Annotated in this window: 20 protein-coding genes; 14 read left to right on the forward strand and 6 right to left on the reverse strand. The window is 71.1% G+C overall.

Features of this window, described 5'->3' with window-relative positions:
* The first annotated feature begins 174 nt into the window (after positions 1-174).
* From OG627_RS16870 to OG627_RS16890, 5 genes are read left to right on the forward strand one after another with little or no spacing between them, the layout of a single operon-like run.
* Complete coding sequence (locus tag OG627_RS16870; RefSeq protein ID WP_443073491.1) at positions 175-1,116, forward strand: STAS domain-containing protein; 942 nt, start codon at positions 175-177, stop codon at positions 1,114-1,116.
* A complete protein-coding gene (locus OG627_RS16875; RefSeq protein ID WP_329065920.1) occupies positions 1,113-1,511 on the forward strand; it encodes an STAS domain-containing protein in 399 nt (132 codons plus the stop codon). Before OG627_RS16870 ends, OG627_RS16875 begins: the two co-directional genes overlap by 4 nt.
* Complete coding sequence (locus OG627_RS16880; protein WP_329065922.1) at positions 1,508-2,038, forward strand: ATP-binding protein; 531 nt, start codon at positions 1,508-1,510, stop codon at positions 2,036-2,038. Before OG627_RS16875 ends, OG627_RS16880 begins: the two co-directional genes overlap by 4 nt.
* A complete protein-coding gene (locus OG627_RS16885) occupies positions 2,023-3,096 on the forward strand; it encodes a SpoIIE family protein phosphatase (protein WP_329065923.1) in 1,074 nt (357 codons plus the stop codon). Before OG627_RS16880 ends, OG627_RS16885 begins: the two co-directional genes overlap by 16 nt.
* A complete protein-coding gene (locus tag OG627_RS16890) occupies positions 3,093-4,403 on the forward strand; it encodes a PP2C family protein-serine/threonine phosphatase (protein WP_329065925.1) in 1,311 nt (436 codons plus the stop codon). The genes OG627_RS16885 and OG627_RS16890 overlap by 4 nt, the downstream gene beginning before the upstream one ends.
* A 37-nt stretch (positions 4,404-4,440) precedes the next feature.
* On the opposite strand, the gene OG627_RS16895 is transcribed toward OG627_RS16890, so the two are convergent.
* Positions 4,441-5,079 carry a TetR/AcrR family transcriptional regulator gene (locus OG627_RS16895; RefSeq protein WP_329065927.1) on the reverse strand — a complete coding sequence of 213 codons (639 nt, stop codon included), beginning with the start codon at positions 5,077-5,079 and terminating at the stop codon, positions 4,441-4,443.
* A 142-nt stretch (positions 5,080-5,221) separates the two neighbouring features.
* Between OG627_RS16895 and OG627_RS16900 the strand changes: the two genes are divergently transcribed.
* From OG627_RS16900 to OG627_RS16920, 5 genes are all read left to right on the forward strand, one after another.
* Positions 5,222-5,695 (forward strand): ester cyclase, encoded by a 474-nt coding sequence (locus tag OG627_RS16900; protein WP_329065929.1) that lies wholly within the window; start codon positions 5,222-5,224, stop codon positions 5,693-5,695.
* A gap of 219 nt (positions 5,696-5,914) precedes the next feature.
* On the forward strand, positions 5,915-6,079 hold the full coding sequence (locus OG627_RS16905) for a hypothetical protein (protein WP_329065931.1): 165 nt from the start codon (positions 5,915-5,917) through the stop codon (positions 6,077-6,079).
* A 70-nt stretch (positions 6,080-6,149) separates the two neighbouring features.
* Positions 6,150-6,443: a Dabb family protein gene (locus OG627_RS16910; RefSeq protein WP_329065934.1), complete on the forward strand. Its 294-nt coding sequence runs from the start codon at positions 6,150-6,152 to the stop codon at positions 6,441-6,443.
* A gap of 176 nt (positions 6,444-6,619) precedes the next feature.
* Positions 6,620-7,474 carry an RNA polymerase sigma factor SigF gene (locus tag OG627_RS16915; protein ID WP_443073492.1) on the forward strand — a complete coding sequence of 285 codons (855 nt, stop codon included), beginning with the start codon at positions 6,620-6,622 and terminating at the stop codon, positions 7,472-7,474.
* A 232-nt stretch (positions 7,475-7,706) separates the two neighbouring features.
* Positions 7,707-8,582, forward strand: coding sequence for an RNA polymerase sigma factor SigF (locus OG627_RS16920; protein ID WP_329065936.1), 876 nt, complete (start codon positions 7,707-7,709; stop codon positions 8,580-8,582).
* Between the two features lie 205 nt (positions 8,583-8,787).
* Here OG627_RS16920 and OG627_RS16925 read toward each other — a convergent pair whose 3' ends face one another.
* Positions 8,788-8,994: a hypothetical protein gene (locus OG627_RS16925; protein ID WP_329065938.1), complete on the reverse strand. Its 207-nt coding sequence runs from the start codon at positions 8,992-8,994 to the stop codon at positions 8,788-8,790.
* Between the two features lie 231 nt (positions 8,995-9,225).
* On the opposite strand from OG627_RS16925, the gene OG627_RS16930 reads away from it, so the two are divergent.
* The 4 genes from OG627_RS16930 (at position 9,226) to OG627_RS16945 (ending at position 13,855) form a co-directional block, all read left to right on the forward strand.
* The gene (locus tag OG627_RS16930; RefSeq protein WP_329065940.1) at positions 9,226-9,711 is read left to right on the forward strand and encodes a MarR family winged helix-turn-helix transcriptional regulator; all 486 of its coding nucleotides are present in this window, start codon (positions 9,226-9,228) and stop codon (positions 9,709-9,711) included.
* A gap of 14 nt (positions 9,712-9,725) precedes the next feature.
* Complete coding sequence (locus OG627_RS16935) at positions 9,726-12,338, forward strand: MFS transporter (protein WP_329065942.1); 2,613 nt, start codon at positions 9,726-9,728, stop codon at positions 12,336-12,338.
* Positions 12,339-12,479: 141 nt separating this feature from the next.
* Positions 12,480-13,307, forward strand: a complete 828-nt coding sequence (locus tag OG627_RS16940; RefSeq protein WP_329065944.1) for a YceI family protein — start codon at positions 12,480-12,482, stop codon at positions 13,305-13,307.
* 83 nt (positions 13,308-13,390) lie between these two features.
* Positions 13,391-13,855, forward strand: coding sequence for a PPOX class F420-dependent oxidoreductase (locus OG627_RS16945; protein ID WP_114626809.1), 465 nt, complete (start codon positions 13,391-13,393; stop codon positions 13,853-13,855).
* A gap of 123 nt (positions 13,856-13,978) precedes the next feature.
* Here the strand turns inward: OG627_RS16945 and OG627_RS16950 are convergent, their stop codons facing one another.
* The 4 genes from OG627_RS16950 to OG627_RS16965 form a co-directional block, all read right to left on the reverse strand.
* Positions 13,979-14,950 (reverse strand): TetR/AcrR family transcriptional regulator, encoded by a 972-nt coding sequence (locus OG627_RS16950; RefSeq protein ID WP_329072726.1) that lies wholly within the window; start codon positions 14,948-14,950, stop codon positions 13,979-13,981.
* Positions 14,951-15,079: 129 nt separating this feature from the next.
* On the reverse strand, positions 15,080-16,615 hold the full coding sequence (locus tag OG627_RS16955) for an MFS transporter (protein WP_329065946.1): 1,536 nt from the start codon (positions 16,613-16,615) through the stop codon (positions 15,080-15,082).
* A gap of 159 nt (positions 16,616-16,774) precedes the next feature.
* Entirely contained in the window at positions 16,775-19,054 is a 2,280-nt protein-coding gene (locus OG627_RS16960; protein WP_329065947.1) for an ArnT family glycosyltransferase, read from the reverse strand.
* Positions 19,051-20,427 (reverse strand): bifunctional glycosyltransferase family 2/GtrA family protein, encoded by a 1,377-nt coding sequence (locus OG627_RS16965; protein WP_329065950.1) that lies wholly within the window; start codon positions 20,425-20,427, stop codon positions 19,051-19,053. Before OG627_RS16965 ends, OG627_RS16960 begins: the two co-directional genes overlap by 4 nt.
* Positions 20,428-20,529: the final 102 nt, after the last annotated feature.

Genomic DNA, 20,529 nt, shown 5'->3' on the forward strand with positions numbered 1-20,529 from the left:
CCGTACGACCGGTGGGCCCTGTCCATATCGGCGCTTCTCGTGCTTGACTGCGGTCGATAACATTTGTCGAGCGACAACAAAGCGGGTGTGACGGAGAGCCGCCGACCGGCGCGATCCACCCGCCGACGCGTTCCTCGCACACACGTCACCGAGTACGGACGGAAGGACAGCGGCTTGAGTACTGCCGAAGCCGGGGCCGGGGCCGGGATCGTGGCACGCGAGCGCGTCGCCGACGCGCTGCGTACGGACGCGGACGCCATCGCGGACCGCTGGGTGCGGCTCCAGCTGGCGCAGCCCACCTGGGGCAACGGGGTGAGCGAGACCGAGCTGCGCGAGGAGGCCGACGCCCTGATCGGCGCGCTGGCGACCGCGCTGGACAGCGGCATGCCGGTGGAGCACGTGGTCGGCGGACACCGCGAGCTGCACCGGGCGGTGACCGAGCTGTCCCTGCGCCGGGCCCGCGAGGGGGTGAGCCCCACGGCCACCTCGCTCGCGGTGCTGGCGCTGAAGGAGGCGCTGCTGGAGGCCGTACAGCGCAGACCGGGCGACAGCGGCGAGCTGTTCGGCTCCGCCCTGCTGGTCAACCGGCTGCTGGACAGCGCCGGCGCGCTCTCCTTCGAGACCTATGTGGAGGGCCGGGAGGAGATCATCCGCCGGCAGAGCCGGCAGCTGCTGGAGGTGTCCACCCCCGTGGTCCGGCTGTGGCGGCATGTGCTGGCGGTGCCGCTCATCGGCACGCTGGACACGGCGCGCACCCAGGTCGTGATGGAGAATCTGCTCCAGGCCATCCAGGAGCACGAGGCGCAGGTCGCGATCATCGACATCACGGGCGTCCCGACCGTGGACACGGCGGTCGCGCAGCATCTGATGCAGACCGTCAACGCGGTGCGGCTGATGGGCGCGGACTGCCTCATCAGCGGTATCCGGCCGCCGATCGCCCAGACGATCGCCCAGTTGGGGATCGACCTGTCGACCATCCTCACCCGGGCGACGCTCGCCGACGCGCTGTCCGCGGCGGTCAGGCTGACTTCCGGTTCCTCCGGTGCGTCCAGTACCTCGGGTGCCTCTGGCTACTCCGGTGTCTCCGCGCGGCCCGGCCCACTGGCGGATCTGTGAACGGCCCTTCCTCGGCCGGCGTGCCGATCCTGCGCCTGGGGGACGTCCTGGTCACGGGCCTGCTCAACGAACTCGACGACAAGTCCGCCGTCGCGTTCAGCGAGGAGCTGACCGCGCGCATCACCAGCGACGGAGCACGCGGCGTGCTGATCGACATATCCCGGCTGGAGATCATCGACTCCTTCGTGGCCCGCACCCTGATGGAACTCACCACCATGGCGAGGCTGCTGGGAGCCCGCGTGATCGTTTCCGGTATGCGCCCCCCTGTCGCCATCACCCTGGTCGAACTGGGGCTCCAACTCACCGGGGTGGAAACCGCGCTCAACGCCGAACGCGGCATGGCCGCGCTCGGCTGGCGGCAGAGTTCACCACCTCCCGAAGGGGCACTTGCGTGACACGCACCGGCGAAGCCGGCACCACCCTCCTCCATACGGGCAGCCGCGGCGACACCGCGGCGGCCCCGGCGCCGCAGGCGGCGACATCGGCAGCAGCGGCAACAGCGGCAGAAGCAACCGCCGCCACTACGCAGCAGCAGCACGACGTGCGCACCGAGGAGGATCTGCTGGCGATCCGTCACGCCGTACGGGCGGCCACCCTCCGCGAGGGATTCAGCATCGTCGACCAGACCCGCGTGGTCACCGCGGCCAGCGAACTCGCCCGCAACGCCTACATCCACGGCGGGGGCGGCACCCTCACGATCGAGAGCCCGACCCGCCCCGGCGGCGGTGGAATCCGGCTGACGATACGGGACGAGGGCCCCGGCATCGCCGATGTCGAGGCGGCCCTCGCCGACGGCTTCACCACGGGCGCGGGGCTGGGCCACGGGCTCGGCGGCGCGCGGCGGCTCATGGACGAGTTCGAGATCCGTACGGCCGCGGGCCGGGGCACCACCGTCACCGTCACGCGATGGGCCGGCCGTTGACCGCGCCCGTCCCCCGGCCGTCCGACCCCCGGCAGAGCGACCCCCGACAGACCGCGCACATCCGGATCGACCACTACAGCGCGGTCCACCTCGCCGCCGAGACGGCCCGGTCGGTCGCGCGCGCGTGCCGACTGCCCGGATCGATGCCCGACCAGGCCGCGGTCGTCGCCTCGGAGCTGGCCAGCAACCTCGCCAAACACGCCACCAACGGCGCCCTCTTCCTCCACCCCCTGCCCCTCGGCGCGGGCGTGGAGATCCTCGCCGCCGACCGGGGACCCGGCATCCCCGACCTGAGCCGGTCCCTCACCGACGGCTACACGACGACCAACACCCTCGGTACCGGCCTCGGGGCGGTCCGGCGCATCTCCACGTCGTTCACCATCCGCAGCCGGACGGGCGTCGGCACCCTCGCCTGCGCCCGGCTCGTCCCGCCGGATCCGCGGGACCCGCCGCCCGGCCAGCCGCCCGCCGGGCCGGACGTCGGCGCGGTCTGCCTCGCGGCCGAGGGCGAACGGACCAGCGGCGACGCCTACGCCGTCATCGACACCGACGGCGTCCGCACCGCCATCGTCGTCGACGGTCTGGGCCACGGACCGGGGGCCGCCGAGCCCGCCCACGCCGCCCTGCGCGCCTTCGGCCGTACGCCGGACAGCCCGCTGCCCGAGATCCTGACCGCCGTTCACCGCGCCCTGCGCCACACCCGGGGCACGGCCCTCGGTCTGCTGCGGCTGCACCCCGGCCGGGCCGAGTACTGCGGCGTCGGCAACGTACGCGCGCTCGCCCTCGGCCACGACAGCGTCCATCACCGGCTGACCGGTCAGCCGGGCGTCGCCGGACTCAACGTAAGGAGCGCGCGGGTCCACCGGATTCCGCTGGAGCCGGGCAGTACGGCCGTCCTGCACACCGACGGCATCGACCAGCGATGGGCCCACGCCCCCTCGCCCTTCCTGCTGCGCCTGCCTCCCACCCTGCTCCCGGCCGCCCTCGCCCACGGCCACCGCCTCAGCCGCGACGACGCGACCGTCCTCGCCACCACCCCTCCGCAGAGGCTCCCGTGACCGCGTCCAACCGCCCCGCCCGCCCTGCTCGCCCCGCTCGCCACACCCGCCATACCCTCCACTCGCTGCCGCAGCTGCGCCGAGCCGTGCGCGGGATCGGCGAGGCGCACCGGCTGCCCGCCGAGACCAGGGCCCGGCTGGTGCTGTCCGTCGCCGCCCTGGCCGCCCCCTACTTCGGCGACGGCGGCTCCGTCGTGCTGGAGTCCGCCCTGGACCACGGCCCCGGTCGGGACCACGACTCCACCCGGGACGGCTCGCTGCTGTCCGTCACCCTCCGTACGCCTCGCCCGAGCCGTACGACCGAACTGCCGCTGCCCGCGCGCACGATGCCGGACGGCGCCACCGTCTGGCACATCCCCACCCCACCGCCGCCGGCCGAAGCCCCGTCCACCCCGCTTCCCCCGCACGGGCGCGCCGTCGCCTCCGTACCCGACGAAACGACCTCGCTGGAGAAGGAGTTGCGTGCCGCTCTCGCGCATGTGGACGCCCTCACCGCGGAACACCGCCGTCTCAAGCACGAACTCGCCGAGACCAACAGCGGTGTTCTGGCCCTCTACGTCCAGCTCGAAGAGCGCGACGAGCGGCTCCGTACGGCGCACGGCCAGATGCTCCGCGAACTGGAGGACGCCCTGCGTCCCGTGCCCATCGCCGTCGACGGCCTGGAACTCGCCGTCCACTACGCCCCGGCGGGCACCGACGCGCCCACCGGCGGCGACCACTACGACTGGTTCACCCTGCCCGACGGCACCATCCACATCACCGTGGTCGACGCCCTGGGCCACGGCGTACGCAGCACCCGCAGCGCGCTGAACGTCACCCACGCGGTGCGCACCCTGGCCCTCGAAGGCCACCCGCTCCAGTCCATCGTGGCGCGCACCCACGAAATCCTCGCCCCTTTCGACCCCGAACTCATGGCGACCGTCCTGCTGGCCCGGCTCGACCCCGCCACCGGCGAACTGCGGCTGGCCAACGGCAGCCATCCACCCGCCCTGGTCGTACGGGCCGACGGCACCGCCGCTTACCTGGAGGTGCGGGGCCGGGGCGTCGGCTATCCGCTGCCGGGCAGCGAACGGCTGCTGCACGCGCGGCTGGACGAAGGCGACCTGCTCGTCCTCTACACCGACGGCCTGGTCGAGAGCCGCAGAGATCCGCAGGAAGGCGAACGGCGCCTCATCCAGAGCGCACGCCGACACCGGCACCGCGCCCTCCACGACATCCCCGGCGCCCTGGCGGCCGACATGCTCACCGTCGTCCTGCACGCCGACGACACCCTCGCCCTGGCCGTCCGCCGCACGCCGTCGAGGTAGCCGACCGGCGGTCCATGACCACCGGGAGCAAGAGCTGCTACTGGCTCACCGCCCCGCCCTCCGGCCGCGCCCGGAGCAGGCCGGCGAGCAGTTGGGCGAAGAGCTCGGGGGACGCGGCGGCCGGGTCGATCAGGTGCTCCAGGCCGAATCCGTTGAACAAGGCGATGATGCCGAGGGCCAGTTGGTCGGCCGGCAGGGGGAGGGCGGCGCCCCTCGCGGTGGCGTGTTCCTCCAGGAGTTCGACGAGCGCGGCCCGGATCTCGCGGCGGTGCGTGACGAAGTGGTCGCGTACCGCCGGGTCGCGGGCCGCGCGGAGCCAGAACTCCATTGTCAGCAGGTGCAGTTCCGGGCTCTCGCGCAGCGCCCGGGTCATCGCCCGGCCGGCGTGCAGGGTCTGTTCGTGGGCGCTCGGCGCGGGGCGGACCGCGGCGTGGAGCTGGCGCAGGCGTTCGTCCACGGTCTCGCGCAGGAGCGCCAGGAACAGGTCGTCCTTGCCGGTGAAGTTGGAGTAGATCGCTCCGCGCGAGAGCCCGGCGGCGGCCGCCACCTCCTCCAGGGAACTCTGCGCGAAGCCCTTCTCGCCGAAGGTGCGGACGGCGGCGCGCAGCAGGGCGGCCCGGGTGTCGGCGCGGGGAGGCCGGCGGGTGCGGGCGACGGGCGGCTCGGGCGTTGACATGGGACTGCTCCAATTGGATACTCACGCGTACTCAATACACGGCTGTATCGAGTTTACGCGGCGCCGACGCACGGGGCGCGGTACGCGCACGCCGCTTCGCGCCGGTCGCATCGCCACCCCCCAGAGCAAGGAGCCTCCCCCCATGGACATATCGGCCCAGCAGTCCGACCTGCGGCAGATCCGGGAAGCCCTGGTCCGTGAGCACTTCGAGTCCGAGGCCAGCCAGGACTTCGACGTCACGCTGGACACCTTCGACCACCCCCGTTACGAGATCATGGCCACCGGCCAGGTCTTCGAGGGCGCCGCCGAGGTGATGGGGTACTACACCGTCACCCGCGAGGCGTTCCCCGACCAGCGGCACGACAACGTACGGCTGCGCCACACCGACGACTCCGTCGTGGCCGAGTTCGACCTCCTGGGCACCCACCTCGGCCCGCTGTACGGCGTTCCGGCCACCGGCCGCACCTTCCGCTGCCCCGTGGTCGCGTTCTTCTTCTTCGACGGGGACAAGGGAGAACGCATCGTCTGCGAGCGGGTCTACTTCGACACCGCCACCATCGCCACGCAGCTCGGCATCGTCGCCCCTTCGACGGAGGCTCAGCCGAGCCCGTCGTAACGCGTTCGTTCCCTGATGGCGAACCCTCATGACCAACCTTCATGACGACCCCTCACCGAGGTCGTCATGAAGGTCGTCGCGGCGGCTCGCAGGGCGGCTCGCACAGTGGTCCTCACAGAAGCCCTCCCCTGTCACTCCCCGCGCGACCTCTGGCCATCGGCGTTCATACGGTTAGACTCTCGCGACCGCACAGGGGAGCGCACGGGAAGGCCGCGGCAGATGGGGCAAGCAAAAAAGATCGTGCTGTACGGGCTCGCCGTGTTCGTGCTCTACACGATCATCACCTCTCCCGACCGGGCCGCCGAACTCGTGGGAGTAGGGTTCGAGGGCATTTCGAGCGCCGCTCAGGGCGTCGGCCAGTTCATGTCGTCGCTCGTCAATTAGTACGACCGGTGACCGGCGGTACGCCTGGTGCCGGTCGCGCCCGCCGGGCCCGGCCCCCAAGGAGTACCCGTTGATCCGCCACTTGGTCCTTTTCAAACTCAACGAGGGCGTCACCCGTGAAGAGGCCCGGGTGATCGCCGGGGCCAAGGCCTTCGAGGAGCTGGGCGGCCAGGTCCCCGAGGTGGAGTTCTGGGAGTGCGCCTGGAACATCTCCGACCGGCCCATCGCGTACGACTTCGCCATCAACTCGGCCGTCGCCGATCGCGCGGCGCTCCAGCGCTACCTGGACCACCCGGTCCACCGGGCCGCCGTCGCGCAGTGGCGCGAATTCGCCACCTGGGTGATCGCCGACTACGAGTTCTGAGCCGCCGCCCTCCCCACCCCGCACCCATTCGGTGCGGGGTTTTTGGGTTTATTACCCCATTCTGCCGTCAACACGGTTCTTTCGGGTGCTTGCACACAGTGGACATGTCTTGTGATGCTATGACCGCTTTTGACGGATGAGTTGACGTAGTCGACCGCAAAGGGGTGGGCGTAATCGTGCCGGCCAGTACGACACCTCAAGTGCTGCCCCAGGCGGAGCCCGCGGCCCCGACCCTCGTCGAGACCGACACGCGCCCCACCGCACAGAGCCGCGGCGCCGACACCCGGGCACTGACCCAGGTCCTCTTCGCCGAGCTGAAGGGGCTGGAGCCGGGCTGCGCCGCGCACGCACGGGTACGGGGAGCGCTCATCGAGGCCAACCTGCCTCTCGTGCGCTACGCCGCCGCCCGCTTCCGCAGCCGCAACGAGCCGATGGAGGACGTCGTCCAGGTCGGCACGATCGGTCTGATCAACGCCATTGACCGGTTCGATCCCGAGCGGGGAGTCCAGTTCCCCACGTTCGCGATGCCCACGGTCGTCGGGGAGATCAAACGTTACTTTCGAGACAACGTACGGACCGTGCACGTACCACGCCGGCTGCACGAGCTGTGGGTCCAGGTGACCGGGGCGACCGAGGACCTGACGACCGCCCACGGCCGCTCGCCGACCACCGCCGAGATCGCCGAGCGGCTGCGGATCTCCGAGGAGGAGGTACTGGCCTGCATCGAGGCCGGGCGCTCCTACCACGCCACCTCCCTGGAGGCCGCACAGGAGGGCGACGGGCTGCCGGGGCTGCTGGACCGGCTGGGCTACGAGGACCCCGCGCTGGCCGGTGTGGAGCACCGCGATCTGGTTCGCCATCTGCTGGTGCAACTGCCCGAGCGCGAGCAGCGCATCCTGATGCTGCGCTACTACAACAACCTGACGCAGTCGCAGATCAGTCAGGAACTGGGCGTTTCACAGATGCACGTGTCAAGACTTCTGGCGCGCAGTTTCGCGCGGTTGCGATCCGCAAATCGGATCGAGGCGTAATCCTCACAGGTAAAAACCCGTCAGCTCAGCCCACCGCGCGAAAAGCCATAAACCCCCACACAGCCGGGCGTAGCGCAGCGCTACTTGTCGACAAGTCACTACAGCGTGTTGCCGACATGTGACATTCTGCTGGAACCGCGTTTGCCGCAGTCCCGCCGCCGGTATTCAGGTGGAGGCTGCGTTCCTCCGACGGGAGCGCCGCCGCGACCGTCCGCGACCTCAAGGGGGTGGCATGTCCGTAGAACAGGGCAGCTCGAAGGTGCTCACGCTCACAAAGAGCGTGCCAGCGCCGAATGCGCTCGACCACGTGGTCCAGCCAGTGCGGCCACGCGCGTCACAGCCGGAAGCCATCGACACCCGCACTCTGTCCCGCTCCCTGTTCCTGCGGCTCGCCGTACTGGAACAGGACAGCCCGGAGCGCGCCTACGTACGTGACACCCTCATCGAGCTGAATCTGCCGCTGGTGCGGTACGCGGCGGCCCGCTTCCGCAGCCGCAACGAGCCGATGGAGGACATCGTCCAGGTCGGCACCATCGGCCTGATCAAGGCGATCGACCGGTTCGACTGCGAACGCGGCGTGGAATTCCCGACGTTCGCGATGCCGACCGTCGTCGGGGAGATCAAGCGCTTCTTCCGCGACACCTCGTGGTCGGTGCGGGTGCCGCGCCGGCTCCAGGAGCTGCGCCTCGCGCTGACCAAGGCCAGCGACGAGCTGGCGCAGAAGCTCGACCGGTCCCCGACCGTTCCCGAACTCGCCGCTGTCCTGGGCGTGTCCGAGGAAGATGTGGTCGACGGCCTCGCGGTCGGCAACGCGTACACGGCGTCCTCGCTGGACTCGCCCTCCCCCGAGGACGACGGCGGCGAGGGCTCGCTCGCGGACCGGCTGGGCTACGAGGACATGGCGCTGGAGGGCGTGGAGTACCGCGAGTCCCTCAAGCCGCTGCTGGCCAAACTGCCGCCCCGTGAGCGGCAGATCATCATGCTCCGGTTCTTCGCGAACATGACCCAGTCGCAGATCGGCGAGGAGGTCGGCATCTCGCAGATGCACGTCTCGCGCCTGCTGACCCGTACGCTCGCGCAGCTGCGGGAAGGTCTGATCTCGGACTGAGGTACGCGAACCCCGCCCCTTCGTCCGCGCGTCTGCGGGCGAACTCCCGGGCGGGGTTCGGACATGACGAGCCGTCGGCCGACGCGGGACGCGGGCCGACCGCCGTTGACCAGTCCGTTGGCCTGCCGACCGACCGACCGGTTCCGACCCGACCGGTTCCAACCGACCGGTACCGACTGGCCGTCAGATCAGGACTGTCCGGCCGTCAGATGGCCATCCAGGCCACCACGGCCAGAACGGCGACGGCCACGATCACGCCGACGATCACGCCGACCTTCGGTCCGCCCTGCTGCTGAGGTGCCTGCCGGCGCTCCGGCTCACCGTCGTCGACAAACGCGCGGAACATCTGGGTGCTGCCCGCCGGGTCGGGATTTCCCTCGGGTCCCTGCGGGGCATGGGGGTTGTGTGCCATGGGCCAGGACCCTAGCGAACCCGGACCGCCCCACCCAACCCCGGGCCCGCCGTCGGCCCCCTCTCGTCCCCTTTATGAGGTCGCGCACTCCCCGCGCCGGGCATTGACCTCGACCATGCGAAGCTTTTTGGGTTCCTTTACTCCAGTAGGCCCGATTTAGTTTGCCTGCGGCAACCAACTTCTTCTATGGTTCCATGGTTGCCCTAAGCAACGAAAGGCTGGGGAGAAGACATGTCCGCATCGCAGAGCCAGTACGCGGAACTGTCCCGACAGCTCAGTGCGGTGGGAGCCGTCAAACGCGGCCTCGGCCGCATCCTGCCCGCCGAGTGCCCGGCGGGCTCCGCCGCCGTACTGACCCTGCTGGAACGGCACGGCGAGATGCGGATGAGCCGGCTCGCGGAACTCCTCTCCGTGGACATGTCGGTCACCAGCCGGCACGTCGCGCACACCGCGGAACGTGGCTGGATCGAGCGCATGCCCGACCCGGCGGACAAGCGCTCGCGCATCCTGCGGCTCACCCCCGCGGGCCGGGAACTCCTCGACGAGCTGGCCCGGCGGACGACCGACATGTTCGCGCGCACGCTCGACGACTGGACCGACGACGAGGTCGGGCAGCTCAACACCCTGCTGGCCCGGCTGCGCAGCAGCTTCGGCGACTGCCGGGACTGGCACTACCAGGATTCGCACACCCGTACACCCGTGCGGCAAGAGACGTGAGACAAAGGAATTCAATGGCTACGACCACACCAACGGGTGTGCGGGGCGGCCACGCCAAGCACGGCGGCGATCCCGCCTCCGCGGCCGGCGCGCCGATGACACACCGTCAGATCATGGAGGCGCTGTCCGGGCTCCTCCTGGGCATGTTCGTCGCGATCCTCTCCTCGACGATCGTCTCCAACGCACTCCCCCACATCATCTCCGACCTCGGCGGCGGACAGAGCGCCTACACCTGGGTGGTCACCGCCGCGCTGCTGTCGATGACGGCGACCACCCCGCTCTGGGGCAAGCTCTCCGACCTCTTCAGCAAGAAGCTCCTGGTCCAGATAGCCCTGACCATCTACGTCCTCGGCTCCGTCGTGGCCGGTCTCTCCCAGAACGCCGGGATGCTGATCGCCTGCCGCGTCGTCCAGGGCGTCGGCGTCGGCGGGCTCTCCGCCCTCGCCCAGATCGTGATGGCCGCCATGATCTCCCCGCGCGAGCGCGGCCGGTACAGCGGCTACCTCGGCGCGACCTTCGCCGTCGCCACCGTCGGGGGCCCGCTGCTCGGCGGTGTCATCACCGACACCTCGTGGCTCGGCTGGCGCTGGTGCTTCTACGTCGGCGTGCCGTTCGCGATCATCGCGCTGATCGTCCTCCAGAAGACCCTGAAGCTGCCGGTCGTCAAGCGCGAGGTCAAGGTCGACTGGGGCGGCGCCTTCTTCATCAGTGCCGCCGTCTCGCTGCTGCTCCTGTGGGTCACCTTCGCGGGCGACAAGTACGACTGGGTCTCCTGGCAGTCGGGCGCCATGGTCGGCGGCTCGATCCTGCTCGGCGCGCTCTTCGTCCTCATCGAGAGCAAGGCCAGCGAGCCGATCATCCCGCTGCGCCTCTTCCGCAACCGCACGATCACCCTGGCCTCGCTCGCCTCGCTCTTCGTCGGTATCGCGATGTTCGCCGGCACGGTCTTCTTCAGCCAGTACTTCCAGCTGGCGCGCGGGAAGTCGCCCACGATGTCGGGCGTCATGACCATCCCGATGATCGGTGGCCTGTTCATCTCGTCCACCGTCTCCGGCATGATCATCACCAAGACCGGCCGGTGGAAGATCTGGCTGGTCAGCGGTGGCGCGCTGCTGACCGCCGGGCTCGGGCTGCTGGGCTCCATCCGGTACGACACCCCGTACTGGCACGTCGGGGTCTTCATGGCGCTGCTCGGTCTCGGCGTGGGCATGATGATGCAGAACCTGGTGCTGGCCACCCAGAACCAGGTCGCCCCCGCCGACCTCGGCTCCGCCAGCTCCGTCGTCACCTTCTTCCGCTCGCTGGGCGGTGCGGTGGGCGTCTCGGCGCTGGGCGCGGTGCTCGGCAACCGGGTCACGCACTACGTCGAGCAGCAGGTCCCCCACCACGCGGGCACCGGCGGCGGAGGCATCCCCGACCTGGCGGCGCTGCCCGCCCCGATGCGGCAGATCGTGGAGAGCGCGTACGGGCACGGTGTCGGCGACGTCTTCCTCTTCTCGGCCCCGGCCGCGTTCATCGCCTTCCTGCTGACGCTGTTCATCAAGGAGGTCGCGCTGCGGTCGCGGTCAGCAGGTGAGACGGCCGATGAGACGGCGGGTGACTCCGCCGACGAGTCGCCGGAAGCCGTGGAGACGGCGGCGACAGCGGCGGTGCTCGCTCCGGCCGGGGCGGCGCAGGCGCCGATACCGGCCCAGGCGCTCGCGTCGCGGGAATCGGTTCCGTTCGGCCCGGGTCCGTACGACTCGGACCGGTACGCGGGGGCCGCGCAGACCGGAATCACCCAGACCGGGGGGGCACAGACCGGAACGGTGGAACTCATGACCGCAGCCACGTCCGACACGGCAGGCGCCTCCGGCATCTCCGGCACCTCCGTGCACGGCACGGTGCTCGGCGTCGAGGGCGCCCCGGTGCCCCGCGCCGCCGTCACCCTGATCTCGCTGGCGGGCCGCCAGCTGGCCCGCGCGGTCGCCCGGCCCGACGGCGGCTACGCGCTGGACGCCCCCGGCGCCGGTTCGTACGTCCTGATCGCCTCCGCCGACGGCTTCCAGCCGCAGGCGTCCACGGTGGTCGTCGGCGACGAACCGCTCCCGTACGACATCCGGCTCGCCGGTACGAGCGGGCTCACCGGGACCGTGCGCGCGGCCGAGGGCGGGCTGCCCGTCGAGGGCGCGATGGTGATCGTGACCGATGTACGGGGCGATGTGCTGGCCACCGGCAAGGCGTCCCCGCAGGGCGAGTTCGCCTTCGGCGAGCTGGTCCCCGGCTCGGTGACCGTCGCGGTGAACGCCACCGGCTTCCGTCCGCTGGCCCTGCCGGTGGACATCGGCGGCCAGGGCGCCACCCGGATCGAGGTCGCCCTCCGGGCCGGCGCGCTGCTCCAGGGCACGGTCAGGGCGGGCACCGCCCGGCGCCCCGCGCCCGACGCCCGGGTGACGCTGGTCGACGCGGCGGGCAACGTCGTGGCCACCGCGACGACCGGGGAGGACGGGGCGTACGCCTTCACCGACCTGGACTCTGGCGAGTACACGGTCATCGCGACCGGATACCCTCCGGTGGCCGGTGCGCTGACGGTCGCGGGCCGTGGAGTCGACGGGCACGACATCGAACTCGCCCACCCCGGCGAGTAGTTCCGTCCGCGCGGACCGGGCCCCGATCACGGGGACGAGTGGACGGACGCCCGAGCGGGGCGTGTGTCCGCCGTCCCCGGGCCGGGGCCCGGGCTCCTGCGTGGGACCGGATTCTTGGGTGAGATCGAGGAGATGAGTGGGATGGGACTTCGCGGACAGGTACGGACCCGGGACGGCTGGGCGGTTCAGCACGCGATCGTGACCATGACCGATATGACGGGCAGTCAGGTACTGCGTACGGGCACCGACGAGACGGGCGCCGTACAGGACGACTCGCCGCTGGTGCCGGGCCCGTACACCGTCGTGGTGACGGCCGTCGGATACGCGCCCGTCGCCTCCACCGCGCTGGTCACCAGAACCGGCCGGGCGGACCTGGGCAAGGTGACTCTGGCCAGACAGGGCGGCGTGGAGCTGCCACCGCCGGGGGTGTGGAGCATCGACCCGGCGCACTCGACGGTGGGCGCGGTGGCCCAGCACCTGGGAATCTCCAGCGTGCGCGGGCGGTTCACCGAGTTCAGCGGCCGGATCGAGATCGGCGAAGCGGGGTCGGACAGCGTGCAGGGCCGGGTCGACGCCGTCATCAGCGCGGCGACCATCGACACGGGCAACGGGCTGCGCGACAAGCACCTCAAGTCGCCGGACTTCCTGGACGTCGAGCGCTTCCCGGAGATCAGGTACAGCAGTACGGGCGTGACCCCGGCGGGCCCGGACCGCTGGAAGGTGCACGGCAGGCTGTCGCTGCACGGCATCGTGCGGGACATCGACCTCGACCTGAGCTACCTGGGCACGGGACCCGACCCGTGGGGCGGCGTGCGCGCGGCCTTCCACGCGACGGCCGAGCTGCCCCGCGAGGACTTCGCCATCAACTACAACCAGGTGGTGCAGGCGGGCATCGCCGCCATCGGGACGACGCTGCGGGTGGAGCTGGACATCCAGGCGGTCCAGGGGGAGAACCTGCCGGGGGCGTAGTGCGCCCGGGGAACGAAAACGGCCGGTGGATCGCCCGCACACGGTGACCCGCCGGCCGTCCCCGACGTCATAGGCTGCGGCCCATGGCACCGAACATCGCGACAAACACGACCGTGGACCTCGCCGGGCTGCTGGAGTTCGTACGCCCCCGGCACCGCGCCATCCTGCTCACCACCCGCGCCGACGGCCGCCCCCAGGGCTCCCCGCTCTCCTGCGGGGTGGACGACTCCGGCCGGATCGTCGTCTCCACGTACCCCGAGCGCGCCAAGACGCGCAACGCGAAGCGGGACGAGCGGGTGAGCGTGATCGTCCTGTCGGACGACTGGAACGGCCCGTGGGTGCAGGTCGACGGCACGGCCGAGGTGATCGACTCCCCCGAGTCGGTCGAACCGCTGGTGGAGTACTACCGGAACATCGCGGGCGAGCACCCGGACTGGGACGAGTACCGCGCGGCGATGGTGAAGCAGGGCAAGTCGATCATCCGCGTCACCCCGGAGCGCTGGAGCCCGCTGGCCACGGGGGGCTTCCCGGCGCACCTGGCTCCGTAGGGGAAGGGCGTAGGGGGCGTAGGAGCGTAGGAGCGGTTCCGTACGGGGAGACCCGTACGGTACGGATCCGTACCGTACGGCGTGATCCGTGCGGCGTGATCCATACGGCGTGATCCGTACGCGTTACGCGCTTTGTTCGCGGGCGTCCCGGGCGGGGCGCCCGCTCCCCCGTTCCCGCCCGCGCATCGTCTCGATGCCCGCCACCAGGAGTTCGAGCGCGAAGGCGAAGTCCCGTTCGCGCAGCTCCTCCACCGTGCCGCTGCCGCGCGAGGCCGTCATCTCCTCGGCGTTCGCGAACGCCGACTCCAGGCCGGGCTGTTCGCGGATGGCGCCCATCGCCCGCCGGAAGTACGCGTCCTGGCTCAGCCCGGCGTCGGCGCAGCGCTGGACGAAGTGGCCCTCGACCGTGCCGAATCCGTACACGAACTGGAAGACCGCCGCGATCGCGCCCGCCTGCCCCTGCGGCGACAGGCCCGTACCGCGCATGGCCTCCTGGACGGCCGCCGAGAACTCCATCGAACGCGGCCCGATGTTCAGGTACTTGCCGACGAGCGGTGAGACCCAGGGATGCCGTACCAGCAAGGCCCGGTGCTGAGCGGCGAGTTCGCGCAGCCGCTCGCGCCAGTCGGGAGCCGCTGTGCGATCGGTGGCGGGCGCCCGGATCCCGGTGATCTCCGCGTAGACGGAGTCCAGGGCCAGTTCGAGCAGGTCGTCCTTGGTGTCGACGTACCAGTAGAGGGACATGGCCGTCACCCCCAGCTCGGCGGCGAGCCGGCGCATGGAGAACTTCGCCGGGCCCTCCGTGTCGAGCAGCCGTACGGAGACGGTGGTGATGCGGTCGCGGTCGAGCCCGGAGGGTTGGTCCGTACGGTCGCCGCGGCGGCCACGCGCGGGGGGCTTGCCGTCCAGCCACACGCTGGTTCGGGCCGCCGGCAGCTCGGCGGCGGCCTCCGACGCCTGGTCGGCGGCGTGGTCGGCGGCGTGACCGTCAGGGTGGTTGGCGGCCTGGCCGTCAGGGTGGTTGGCGGCCTGGTCGTCGTGGCCCGTGCCGTCACTCACGCCGCCACGTCCGCTGTCGGGGTCCGACGCCATCAGTGAGCCTCCTCGGTTCCGTCCGGCCGGGCGCCGCTTCCGCGCGCCGCCCGGCCCCGGCGTGGCGCCCCCGAGCCACCGCGCATGTCTTCGAGCATCCACCGGATTCCGGTGGTCCGGCCGGTCCCGATGCTATGCCGCTCCCCTCGGAGCCGCCGACGGGGAGTCCGGCCGCTCCACCCGGCCCAACCGGTCCGCCCTGCGCAGCAGCAGCGCGGCCAGCAGCCCGCCCACCAGGACGGCCACCGCGCCAACCAGCTGGCTCGTCTCCAGACCGGAGGCGAACGCGTCGGAGATCCGCAGCCGTTCCGCCTCGCTCTCCGCCGCCGCGAGGGCGGCGGGCAGCGACGCCGCGCCCACGGCGGCCGGGACGAGCGCGGCGAAGCGGGAGTTGAGCACGGCGCCCAGGACGGCGACGCCGAGGCCGTTGCCGAACTCGGCGAGCGTGCCGTTGATGCCCGCGCCCACCCCCGCCTTCTCCGGCGGGATCGCGCTCATGATGGCGTTGGCCATGGCGGGCATGGAGAGCGCGATGCCCGACCCCATCACGACCAGCCCGATCAGCATCCCGCCGTACCCGTGCGCCCCGAGCACCGCGATCGCGCCGAGCCCGGCGGCCACCAGGGTCATTCCGGTGGCGATGGCGCCCGGCGTGCCGAGCTTCCCGATCAGCCGGGGGCCGACGCCCGAGAGGTTGAGGACGACGACAGCGACGGCGAGCGGGGCCGTCCGCAGCCCGGCGTCCAGCGGCCCGTACCCGAGCACGAACTGAAGGTGCTGGGTCAGCAGGAAGAGCGAACCGCTCATGCCGAACGCGACCAGGATGACGCCCGCGACCGCCCCGACGAAGCGCTGGTTGCGGAAGAAGTGCATGTCCAGCATGGGGTACGGGATCCGCAGCTCCCAGCCCACGAACAGCCCCAGGACGATCAGTCCGACCGAGGCGGGCAGCAGGACCTGGCCGGAGGTCCAGCCGTGGTCGGGGCCGGAGATGATCGCGTAGACGACGGCGGTCATCCCGATGGTGGAGAGCAACGCGCCGAGCAGATCGGGGCGTTCGCCCTGCTTGCTCTTCGACTCCGGTACGAGCGTGGCGACCGCGATCAGCGCCATGACCGCGACCGGGATGTTGATCAGGAAGATCGCGCCCCACCAGAAGTGGTTGAGCACGGCCCCGCCGATCAGCGGTCCGGCGGCGAAGCCGAGGGAGTTGACGGTCGACCAGATGCCGATGGCCTTGACGCGCTCGGTGTCGTCGAAGATCTGGACGACGACCGCGAGGGTGGTGGTGATCAGCAGCGCCCCGCCGATGCCCATTCCGGCGCGTGCGGCGATCAACTGGCCGCTGGACTGCGCGAGCCCGGCGACCAGGGAGCCGATCCCGAAGAGCGCGAGCCCGGCGATGAGGAGCTTCTTGCGGCCGTAGCGGTCGGCGGCGTTTCCGGCGGTGAGCAGCAGACCCGACTGGACCAGGGAGTACGCGTTGATCATCCACTGGATGTCGGCGGTCGACGCGTGCAGTTCGCGGGTGAGGGAGGGGATGGCGACGCTGAGGACGGTGTTGTCGAGCATCACGGTGAGCTGGGCGAGAACGATGACGCCGAGGATCAGCCAGCGTTGGGGGTGCCGGGCGGGGGAGGCGGTGTTCTCGGCGGCAGTCGCCGACATGGCGGACTCCTCGTACGGTGTATGGGACGTTCGTCGTCATACACCGTACAAGGAGTCTCTTACGCCGTATAGCTGTTAACTGGCGGCTGCTGGCTGATGGCTGGTTATCGCGTGCGGCGGGTGCTCTGCCCGCCGCGGTTCGGACGGGGCCGGCTGTGCTCAGCTCGTGGTGGACGCCTTCTGGGTCAGGTCGTAGAGGGTCGTGCCGTCCACGGTGACCTTCTTGAAGGTGGCCTCCACCCAGGTGGTGATGGTGGAGCTGGTGCCGGAGCTGCCGCCGGGGCCGCCGCCGCTGCTCGACAGGAAGTAGTGGATCTTCCCGTCGGTGACGTACTGCTTGAACTGCGCGAGGGTCGGTGACGGGTCGCTTCCGTTGAAGCCGCCGATCGCCATGACGGGCTTCTCCGTGGCGAGCTGGTAGCTGGCGGCGTTCTGGGAGCCGATGGCGGCCATGACCCAGGTGTAGTCGGAGGCGTTCTTCTTGAGGGCGGTCCCGACCTTGGAGCTGACGGTCTGGCCGTTGAGGAGGCCGCCCATGCCGCCGCCGCCCATGCCGCCGCGCTCGCCCATGCCGTTCTGGCCGCCGGGCGTGGTGCCGGTCTGGCCGTTCTGATTGTTCTGGCCGGTCTGGTTGTTCTGGCCGGTCTGGCCGTTGCCGCCGGTCGGGGGCTGGCCCATACCGTTGCCGTTGCCGCCGGTGGGAGGCTGGCCCATGCCCTGGCCCTGGCCCTGGCCCTGGCCCTGGCCCTGGCCCTGGCCCGTACCGGTGCCGGTTCCGTTGCCCGTACCTGTGCCCGTACCCGTACCCGTGCCGTTCCCGGTGCCCATCTGGCCCGGGGGACGCATCCCGCCGCCGCCCCCGCGGCCACCGCCGCCACCGCCGAAGCCGCCGCCGGGGCCGCCCATGGAGGCGGGTCCCGCCGTCACGATCGAGCCCGTGTGCGCGCTGTTGACCGTGGAGAGCGTGTACGCGAACGGTCCCGCCAGCGAGGCCGCGACCCCCAGTCCCGCGGCGGCGAGCGCGAGCCTGCGGCCGAGACGTCCCGCGAGCAGCAGCCCAGCGGCGGCGACCAGGCCGCCGATCAGCACCGCCCAGCGCAGCCAGGGCAGATAGTCCGGGGTACGGCCGAGCAGGACGTACGCCCAGACCGCCGTCCCCGCGGCCGTCACCGCCAGCGCGGCGGAGGCCAGGAGGTGCGCGCGCTCCTCCCACAGCACCGCGACGCCCATACCGACGACGGCCGCGATGTACGGCGCCAGCGCCACCGTGTAGTACTGGTGGAAGATCCCGGCCATGAAGCTGAAGACGCCCAGCGTCATCAGCATCGCGCTGCCCCACACGAGGAACGCCGAGCGTGCCGTGTCCGTGCGCGCGGCCCTGCGGGTGACGACGAGCCCGGCGACGAGCAGGATCAGCGCGGCGGGCAGCAGCCAGGAGATCTGGCCGCCGATCTCCGAGTTGAACATCCGGCCGATGCCGGTCTCGCCCCACTGGCCGGTGCCACCGCCACCGCCACCACCGCCACCGCCGCCTCCGCCGCCCCCGACGCTGCCGGTCTCGTCGCCGTTGATGCGGCCGAGGCCGTTGTAGCCGAAGGTCAGTTCAAGGAAGGAGTTGTTCTGCGAGCCGCCGATGTAGGGGCGCGAGGACGCGGGCCACAGCTCCACGATCGCGACCCACCAGCCGCCAGCGACCACCATCGCCACGGCGGACAGGGCGAGCTGGCCGAGCCTGCGCCGTACGGAGGTCGGCGCGCACACCGCGTACACCAGCGCCAGCGGCGGCAGGATCAGGAACGCCTGGAGGGTCTTCGTCAGGAAGGCGAAGCCGACCGCGACCCCCGCCCACACCAGCCACTTGGTACGGCCGGCCTCCAGCGCGCGGAGCACGCAGTAGACGGTGACCGTCATCAGCAGCGCGAGCAGCGCGTCCGGGTTGTTGAAGCGGAACATCAGCGCGGCGACCGGCGTGAGCGCCAGCACCAGCCCGGCGGTCAGCCCGGCGACGGCGCTGAACCGGCGGCGTACGGCCGCGTACAGCACCGCCACCGTACCGAGCCCCATCAGCACCTCGGGCACCAGGATCTGCCAGGAACCGAGGCCGAAGAGGCGTACGGACAGGGCCATCGGCCAGAGCGCGGCCGGGGGCTTGTCGACGGTGATGGAGTTCGCCGCGTCGGAGGAGCCGAAGAAGAACGCCTTCCAGCTCTCGCTGCCGGCCTGTACGGCGGCGGAGTAGAAGGAGTTGGCGTAACCGGAGGCGCTCAGGTTCCAGAGCTGGAGCAGCGCGGTGGCCAGCAGGAGACCGAGGAGGGCCGGGCGCACCCAGCGCTCGTCCTCGGGCCTGCCCCGCCAGAAGCGCGCGGCGCGGCCGACGGGGCGGCGGGCCTGGCTGTCCGCCGCCGGCGGGGCCCCGTCGGGCTGAAGGGTCATGGTCATCGGGCGTTCCTTGAGTAGAGGACAGCGGTGTCGTCGGTGGCGGTGGCGGTGGCGGTGGCGGTGGCGGCAGCGTCCGCGGTGAAGTCGGATCCCGTCGCGTCCGGGCCCGCCGCGTGCGTACCCGAGCCGTCCGTACGCCGCTCCGGGAAGACCCAGGCGCGCAGCAGCAGGAAGCGCAGCACGGTCGAGGCGAGGTTGGCGGCGATCAGCACGGCCAGCTCGGTGGAGTGCGAGGGCGTGCTCGTCGCCGCGTCGAGGGCCGCGAGGGAACCGCTGGTCAGCGCCAGTCCGACGGCGAAGACGGCCAGGCCCTGCGCCTGGTGGCGTACGGCCCCGGCCCGGCCCTGTACGCCGAACGTGAGCCTCCGGTTGGCGGCGGTGTTGGCGATCGCGGAGACGAGCAGCGCGCCGGCGTTGGCGAGTTGTGGACCCGCCATTGTGCGGAAGAGGGAGTAGAGCAGAAGATAGAAGAGCGTGGACAGGGCGCCCACGACGCAGAAGCCGACCAGTTGCCGTGCGAGCCCGCCCGGCACCCCATTGATCCGGCGGTCCCTCGGGTCCTCCCCGAAGGGCCTCGACAGCCGGTCCAGAGGCAGGGCGCCCACCGCCAGTGCCCGCCCCACCCGCCAGACGCCCTTGAGATCCTCCGTCGCCGTCTTCACGATGTGCACCGTGCTGTCGGGGTCGTCGACCCAGTCCACCGGCACTTCATGGATCCGCAGTCCGGCGCGCTCGGCGAGCACGAGCATCTCCGTGTCGAAGAACCAGCCGGTGTCCTCGACCATCGGCAGCAGCCGCTGCGCCACATCACCCCGTATGGCCTTGAAGCCGCACTGGGCATCGCTGAACCGAGCCGACAGAGAGGACTTGAGGATGAGGTTGTAGGCCCGCGAGATGAACTCGCGCTTCGGACCGCGCACCACCCGCGACGAGCGGGCCAGCCGCGAGCCGATCGCCAGATCGGAGTGGCCCGAGATCAGCGGGGCCACCAGCGGCAGCAGCGCGTTGAGGTCGGTGGACAGGTCCACGTCCATGTAGGCAAGGACGGGCGAGTCGGAATGCGACCAGACCGTGCGGAGCGCCCGGCCGCGGCCCTTCTCCTCCAGGCGGTACGACCGCACCTCGGGGATCGACGAGTCGAGCCAGGCCGCCACGTCGGCGGTGCGGTCGGTGCTCGCGTTGTCGGCGATCGTGATGCGGAAGCTGTAGGGGAAGGTGCGGGCGAGATGGTCGTGCAGGCGCCGCACACATGGTTCGAGGTCCTGCTCCTCGTTGTAGACGGGGATCGTCACGTCAAGCACGGGGGCATCGGTCACCTCGACCGGGAGATGCTCCCGGGCCGGGAGGGTGCCCCATGAAGTGTCGGTTCGCATGATTCGAGATTCGCGATCCGCGCTGTCATGGCCGTGTGGTGAGCCTGTGCGCTGTCTGTGAGTCGCGCCCGGATACCGGCAGGTGGGGCCGGTGTTACGGCT

The sequence above is a fragment of the Streptomyces sp. NBC_01429 genome, from assembly GCF_036231945.1.
Classification (GTDB): domain Bacteria; phylum Actinomycetota; class Actinomycetes; order Streptomycetales; family Streptomycetaceae; genus Streptomyces.

What these genes read in the sequence shown, in the direction of transcription:
- OG627_RS16900 (WP_329065929.1), top strand. Translation starts at nt 5,222, where the DNA reads ATGGACATATCGGCCCAGCAGTCCGACCTGCGGCAGATCCGGGAAGCC.
- OG627_RS16965 (WP_329065950.1), bottom strand. Translation starts at nt 20,427, where the DNA reads ATGCGAACCGACACTTCATGGGGCACCCTCCCGGCCCGGGAGCATCTC.
- OG627_RS16930 (WP_329065940.1), top strand. Translation starts at nt 9,226, where the DNA reads ATGTCCGCATCGCAGAGCCAGTACGCGGAACTGTCCCGACAGCTCAGT.
- OG627_RS16885 (WP_329065923.1), top strand. Translation starts at nt 2,023, where the DNA reads ATGGGCCGGCCGTTGACCGCGCCCGTCCCCCGGCCGTCCGACCCCCGG.
- OG627_RS16895 (WP_329065927.1), bottom strand. Translation starts at nt 5,079, where the DNA reads ATGTCAACGCCCGAGCCGCCCGTCGCCCGCACCCGCCGGCCTCCCCGC.
- OG627_RS16905 (WP_329065931.1), top strand. Translation starts at nt 5,915, where the DNA reads ATGGGGCAAGCAAAAAAGATCGTGCTGTACGGGCTCGCCGTGTTCGTG.
- OG627_RS16940 (WP_329065944.1), top strand. Translation starts at nt 12,480, where the DNA reads ATGGGACTTCGCGGACAGGTACGGACCCGGGACGGCTGGGCGGTTCAG.
- OG627_RS16960 (WP_329065947.1), bottom strand. Translation starts at nt 19,054, where the DNA reads ATGACCATGACCCTTCAGCCCGACGGGGCCCCGCCGGCGGCGGACAGC.
- OG627_RS16955 (WP_329065946.1), bottom strand. Translation starts at nt 16,615, where the DNA reads ATGTCGGCGACTGCCGCCGAGAACACCGCCTCCCCCGCCCGGCACCCC.
- OG627_RS16920 (WP_329065936.1), top strand. Translation starts at nt 7,707, where the DNA reads ATGTCCGTAGAACAGGGCAGCTCGAAGGTGCTCACGCTCACAAAGAGC.
- OG627_RS16945 (WP_114626809.1), top strand. Translation starts at nt 13,391, where the DNA reads ATGGCACCGAACATCGCGACAAACACGACCGTGGACCTCGCCGGGCTG.
- OG627_RS16925 (WP_329065938.1), bottom strand. Translation starts at nt 8,994, where the DNA reads ATGGCACACAACCCCCATGCCCCGCAGGGACCCGAGGGAAATCCCGAC.
- OG627_RS16935 (WP_329065942.1), top strand. Translation starts at nt 9,726, where the DNA reads ATGGCTACGACCACACCAACGGGTGTGCGGGGCGGCCACGCCAAGCAC.